The organism is Citrobacter sp. (genome assembly GCF_050252275.1).
In the GTDB taxonomy this organism is placed as follows: domain Bacteria; phylum Pseudomonadota; class Gammaproteobacteria; order Enterobacterales; family Enterobacteriaceae; genus Citrobacter_A; species Citrobacter_A amalonaticus.
In genome coordinates, this window is the sequence record NZ_JBFWLF010000324.1 from 1 (window position 1) to 4,919 (window position 4,919).

The following is a 4,919-nucleotide window of genomic DNA, read 5'->3' on the forward strand; positions in this document are numbered from 1 at the left end:
CCTTCCATGTAACTCACGATGCTGGGGACGCTGCCGTGAAAGCCGAAAGAGGTGAAAATGACCGGGATAGCCGAAAGCGCCAGCCCCTGCTCAAGCGGCAGGGTCAGAAGATTGACTTTATGAATGTGCGGCATCAGCAGCGCCAGCATCACCACAAGGAAGATGACCTTGGCGCTGAACAGAAAACGGTTAAACAGATCGACCAACGAGGTGCCCACGCAGACGACGCCGCCGGCAACAAAGGTGAACAGCAGGACGCCAGCGGTGGGGGACATTTCGCTTCCGGTCCAGTCGCTGATACTGGAGGCGAGTAACTCACCCGCGCCGCTGATATAAGCGGCGGTCAGCGCATACATCAGGAACATCATACTGAAGCCGGTTATCCACTGACCATAGCGTCCCAGATAGCGCTTAGCCAGCGTCCCTAAACCGGTGTCAGCCGGGACGTGCTGATACACTTCAAGCAGCAACAGCGCGGTGTAGCACATCAATGCCCACAACCCAAACAATAACGCTAAAGTGACGCCAAAACCGACCCCGGCGGCCGCCAAAGGCATCGCCAGCATCCCTGCGCCAATCGTGGTGCCTGCCACGATGAAAACACTTCCCAGAGTTCTATTCTTCACGCTTTACACTGTCCCAGAGAAAAACAACGGTTAGATCTGCGGCGCAGGGTAAGGCAAAACGCTATTTTCGTCAAATGACCGTTACATCGATTGTATAAGAATATTTACACCCTAAATGAGCGCAACCTGCGTTGGCGCAAAGCAGCGGATGCCGTATCGCCGTAGGTTACGCACTTTATTGAGGAGGAATGATGGATTCTGTTCATGGTCACGAAGTGTTGAATATGATGATTGAGTCAGGCGAGAACTATTCTACGGCTAGCCTCGAAGCTGCGATTAAGGCGCGGTTTGGCGAAGCGGCGCGTTTTCATACTTGCTCAGCGTCGGGCATGACGGCGGAAGAACTGGTGGCGTTTCTGGCGGCGAAAGGGAAATTTATCGCTCAGGATGACGGTTTCTCTACGCACGAAAGCAAGATATGCCGTCATTAAGAAAACGGTGAGGAATTTCCTCACCGTTTTATGATTAATTTGCGGTATCGAGCGTCGACAGCTCTTTATCGATAAAATACAAACCTTCGCCGCTTTTTCCGGCCAGCGTTAATTTATCAATCACCGATTTAAACAATTTCTCTTCTTCATGCTGTTCGGCAACATACCATTGCAGGAAATTAAAGGTCGGATAATCCTGACTGGTCATTGCGGCATGCGCCAGCTCGTTAATTTTCTGGGTGATCAACTGTTCGTGTTCGTAAGTCACACGGAATAACTCATCCAGCGATGCATATTCAGCAAAAGGCGATGAGACGGTATTAATGCGCGGCAGGCTGCCGGTATCGGTCAGATAGTCAAACAGACGCTGCATGTGCGTCATCTCTTCCTGCGCGTGGCGACGCAGGAACGCGGCGGCGCCTTCAAAGCTGTGGTAGCTACACCAGGCACTCATCTGCTGATAGAGCAGGGAGGAATATAATTCCAGGTTCATTTGCTCATTCAGTTTGTCGATCATTTCTGTTTTCAGCATGACTTCGCTCCACAAAATTCATAAATATGTTGATGTGGCGTCACTATAATTTGTTATTTAAATATTTGCAAAAGGTAAAATAATAAATTTAATTATTAAAAATACGAATGGGAATAAAACGCATTTGCGCTATAAAATAATTAGCGCGGGATAAATCAGGCCAGTTAATACTGGCCCGTAAATTAATAATAATGAGGTGTTGCTTGCGAAATGGCGATGCCCTGACATTGCCAGGAGAGTGTAATTTTCGTGTTCATACACAGGGAGCCTGCATACACACTGCAGGTGCTGACGGGTTGACCGAATGGTTGGGCGCTGGCATAGCCTAGTTGCTGACATGCGCGCGTGGCGGTGCCCTGGGCGATATAATCGTCGGTATAGGCGTTTTGCAGCATCGCCTGATCGTAACTCAATCGCACAACGCCGGTTGTCGCGCTGGCATCACTCACCTGTGCCTGTCTGTTGATCGCGCATCCCGTCAGGAGTATCAGTGAGAGGGCAATAAAAAGAGTCTTCATGGTATCGCTCTGAATGTTCGGTGATACGCTATCCTAATTCACACGTCAGCGTTTCAATAGCCTGAATAACTTATAGATCAGCAACGACTAATTCACACGACGACGGTCATTTTGCGGTCACCTGAAGAAAATGTGAAGCTATCCCTCATTTTTAAAACCATCTTTCATAAAATTTGAAAGTATGTTTGCTAAGTAGTACTGTGCGGTATCGTGATGACTCAAGGCGGGACTTCCCGCATCGCATTCAGGAGAAGACAGAATGAAAATTGCACTGATGATGGAAAACAGCCAGGCGGGTAAAAACGCCATCATTCACCGCGAGCTCAAAGCGGTGGCGGATGAAAAGGGTTTTCCGGTATTCAACGTCGGGATGAGCGACGAGAATGACCACCACCTGACCTATATCCATCTTGGCATCATGGCGAGCATTCTGCTGAATTCAAAAGCGGTTGATTTTGTGGTGACCGGCTGTGGTACAGGCCAGGGCGCGTTGATGTCACTGAATATTCATCCGGGCGTGGTGTGTGGCTACTGCATTGATCCGGCGGATGCCTTCCTGTTCGCGCAGATTAACAACGGTAATGCGCTGTCTCTGCCGTTTGCGAAAGGATTTGGCTGGGGAGCGGAACTGAACGTGCGCTTTATCTTCGAGAAAGCCTTTACGGGGCGCAATGGCGAAGGTTACCCGCCAGAGCGTAAAGAACCGCAGGTGCGTAACGCCGGGATCCTTAACCAGGTCAAAGCGGCGGTGGTTAAAGACAACTATCTTGATACGCTGCGTGCAATCGATCCGGAACTGGTGAAGACGGCAGTTTCTGGTCAGCGTTTCCAGCAATGCTTCTTTGAAAATGGCCAGAGCAAAGAGATTGAAGCGTTCGTTCGCGAAATCCTCGGCTAATTTTTGCTGACAAGCCGGCGGGCGTAATGCGCACCGGCTTTCCACTTTACTTCCTGGCAGACACCGCGCTGCCCGCCTCTTTCACCAGTCGTAACGTATCCACCATGCCGGTCAGGCAGATAAGCGCGATGACCACAAAAACCAGACGAAAGCTGATGCCGCTAAACTGAATCCCGAGGTACAGCACCAGCAAAATAAGCCAGGCAGGCGTGCTGAAGGTGATCTGGGTGGCAGAAGAGATACCTCGTTTGCTTTCTGTGGTTCGAGCTTCTTGCATCGTGCACTTGCCATTCAAAAAAAACGATAAAAATTCACCAGAACTGATATTGCTGTAGGTAATTGATTTATTGGTGAAAGAGTCGCAAATGCAAAGAATATGTTAAGTATAAAACGTGATGCAAGTCACAAAGTGGTTGATTTTTGTAATGATGGTCATACTATATGCGCATAGACGATAACACCTGCATAACAAAATAGTTGGAGTCATGGCATGAAACTGCGCAAAATCCTGAAAAGCATGTTTGAAAATTATTGCAAAACGTTTAAAGACGTACCGCCGGGCGATATGTTCCGCTGATAAAAAAACCTGCTTCGGCAGGTTTTTTTATACCCGTCGTCCGCGGCGTCAGGTGTGGCTATCGTTTCGGCCTCTGAATCGGTACTATGACGGTCTTTCATCACTAACAGGAACGCCTGCTATGTCCCAACCGCTGAATGCCGATCAGGAACTGGTCTCTGACGTTGTCGCCTGCCAGCTCGTCATCAAACAAATTCTCGATGTTCTCGACGTAATTGCTCCCGTTGAAGTTCGCGAAAAAATGACCAGCCAGCTGAAAAACATTGATTTTTCAACGCATCCCGCAGCTGCTGATCCCGTCACGCGGCGCGCTATCCAGAAAGCGATCGCACTGATTGAACTGAAATTCACGCCGCAGGGCGAAGCGCACTAAAATAAGCCGTTGTTTTATATTTTAGAAATACTTTTTGCAATGCCTCACCAAAGTGGAGGCATCAGGCTGAAAAGGCTTTGCGAATTGGCCTGCCGGCGAGTGAAATGCAGGCCAATAGCGTGGTCAATTAATGCTGTTGATAATTGACGACGTTGAGCACGTGCTGATCGGTCTGCTCCGGGCACAGTCCCGCGCGTTTGGCGCTACGCACTTCCTCAAGAATCGTTTGTAATAACAGCCCATCTTGCTGCTGTTCTTTTTCCAGAGCGTGGAGAAAATTCAGGGTAGGCGCATCGTTCAGGGCTTCCGCTTCGTTGGTGAGCTGCGAAAGCGTGCTGGCGCGCTGCTCATAATCTTCCATTGTTTTCTGAAACAGTTCTTCCAGCGAATGTAAGTCTTCGCCCGGTACATCAATGGCCTTAACGACCGGATTCGCCCCGGCATTTTTCATGAAGTTAAAGACGCGCATCATTTGGGTGACGTTACTCTGGGCCTGTGTACGTAAGAAAGTCGCAGTACCCATCAGACGGTGTTCAGAACACCACTCACTCAGATGGAGGTAGAGATTGGAAGCATAAAACTCAAGATTCATTTGATTATTGAGTTTGTTTACCATTCCAACTGCAGCCATATCAATATCCTTATTTCCTGATAGAAGGGATGTGCAGAGCTAATCTGCACAACTTACTGTTAGCAGAATACGTCCATTCTGCCAGTCCATTATGTGATCGAAGAGTCAATTCCATCGCGAATCGAAAATAAGCATACCTGCATCAATGGAATAAGAAAATCCTTAAGTGGCATTGTTTATGATTTTTTACACATTACTGAAGTTAATACATCACCCCGTATTTGGTAAACATAATGTGAAATTATATATCTGATTGATTTTGTTGTAACTTGAATGGCTGTATGATTTTGAATTGATGTTTTAAGTCACTAAAGTGGATAGTTTAGCGTGGTA

8 protein-coding genes and 1 pseudogene are annotated in these 4,919 nt (G+C 48.1%); 4 read left to right on the forward strand and 5 right to left on the reverse strand.

Annotated elements, in window-relative coordinates; all coding sequences use genetic code 11:
* A partial coding sequence (locus AB7E14_RS20560) for an aromatic amino acid transport family protein (protein ID WP_428169874.1) occupies positions 1 to 626 on the reverse strand: 626 nt, incomplete at its 3' end.
* A 191-nt stretch (positions 627 to 817) separates the two neighbouring features.
* Here AB7E14_RS20560 and AB7E14_RS20565 point away from each other — a divergent pair.
* Positions 818 to 1,057: a YecH family metal-binding protein gene (locus AB7E14_RS20565; RefSeq protein ID WP_044327824.1), complete on the forward strand. Its 240-nt coding sequence runs from the start codon at positions 818 to 820 to the stop codon at positions 1,055 to 1,057.
* 34 nt (positions 1,058 to 1,091) lie between these two features.
* Here AB7E14_RS20565 and ftnA read toward each other — a convergent pair whose 3' ends face one another.
* The gene (gene ftnA, locus AB7E14_RS20570; protein ID WP_042318344.1) at positions 1,092 to 1,589 is read right to left on the reverse strand and encodes a non-heme ferritin; all 498 of its coding nucleotides are present in this window, start codon (positions 1,587 to 1,589) and stop codon (positions 1,092 to 1,094) included.
* A gap of 182 nt (positions 1,590 to 1,771) precedes the next feature.
* On the reverse strand, positions 1,772 to 2,107 hold the full coding sequence (gene yecR, locus AB7E14_RS20575) for a YecR family lipoprotein (protein WP_044327825.1): 336 nt from the start codon (positions 2,105 to 2,107) through the stop codon (positions 1,772 to 1,774).
* 259 nt (positions 2,108 to 2,366) lie between these two features.
* Here yecR and AB7E14_RS20580 point away from each other — a divergent pair, with 259 nt between their 5' ends.
* A complete protein-coding gene (locus tag AB7E14_RS20580) occupies positions 2,367 to 3,005 on the forward strand; it encodes an RpiB/LacA/LacB family sugar-phosphate isomerase (RefSeq protein ID WP_043000317.1) in 639 nt (212 codons plus the stop codon).
* Positions 3,006 to 3,051: 46 nt separating this feature from the next.
* On the opposite strand, the pseudogene AB7E14_RS20585 reads toward AB7E14_RS20580, so the two are convergent.
* A pseudogene (locus tag AB7E14_RS20585) lies at positions 3,052 to 3,168 on the reverse strand (hypothetical protein); the annotation flags it as partial.
* A gap of 327 nt (positions 3,169 to 3,495) precedes the next feature.
* Here AB7E14_RS20585 and azuC point away from each other — a divergent pair.
* Positions 3,496 to 3,582: a stress response protein AzuC gene (azuC, locus tag AB7E14_RS20590; protein ID WP_086513008.1), complete on the forward strand. Its 87-nt coding sequence runs from the start codon at positions 3,496 to 3,498 to the stop codon at positions 3,580 to 3,582.
* A gap of 121 nt (positions 3,583 to 3,703) precedes the next feature.
* Positions 3,704 to 3,955, forward strand: a complete 252-nt coding sequence (locus AB7E14_RS20595) for a DUF2766 family protein (protein WP_043000319.1) — start codon at positions 3,704 to 3,706, stop codon at positions 3,953 to 3,955.
* A gap of 127 nt (positions 3,956 to 4,082) precedes the next feature.
* Here AB7E14_RS20595 and AB7E14_RS20600 read toward each other — a convergent pair whose 3' ends face one another.
* Positions 4,083 to 4,586 carry a non-heme ferritin-like protein gene (locus tag AB7E14_RS20600; RefSeq protein WP_043000320.1) on the reverse strand — a complete coding sequence of 168 codons (504 nt, stop codon included), beginning with the start codon at positions 4,584 to 4,586 and terminating at the stop codon, positions 4,083 to 4,085.
* Positions 4,587 to 4,919 lie beyond the last annotated feature (333 nt).

Coding starts and splice junctions, on each gene's coding strand:
- AB7E14_RS20565 (WP_044327824.1), top strand. CDS start 818: ATGGATTCTGTTCATGGTCACGAAGTGTTGAATATGATGATTGAGTCA.
- ftnA (WP_042318344.1), bottom strand. CDS start 1,589: ATGCTGAAAACAGAAATGATCGACAAACTGAATGAGCAAATGAACCTG.
- yecR (WP_044327825.1), bottom strand. CDS start 2,107: ATGAAGACTCTTTTTATTGCCCTCTCACTGATACTCCTGACGGGATGC.
- AB7E14_RS20580 (WP_043000317.1), top strand. CDS start 2,367: ATGAAAATTGCACTGATGATGGAAAACAGCCAGGCGGGTAAAAACGCC.
- azuC (WP_086513008.1), top strand. CDS start 3,496: ATGAAACTGCGCAAAATCCTGAAAAGCATGTTTGAAAATTATTGCAAA.
- AB7E14_RS20595 (WP_043000319.1), top strand. CDS start 3,704: ATGTCCCAACCGCTGAATGCCGATCAGGAACTGGTCTCTGACGTTGTC.
- AB7E14_RS20600 (WP_043000320.1), bottom strand. CDS start 4,586: ATGGCTGCAGTTGGAATGGTAAACAAACTCAATAATCAAATGAATCTT.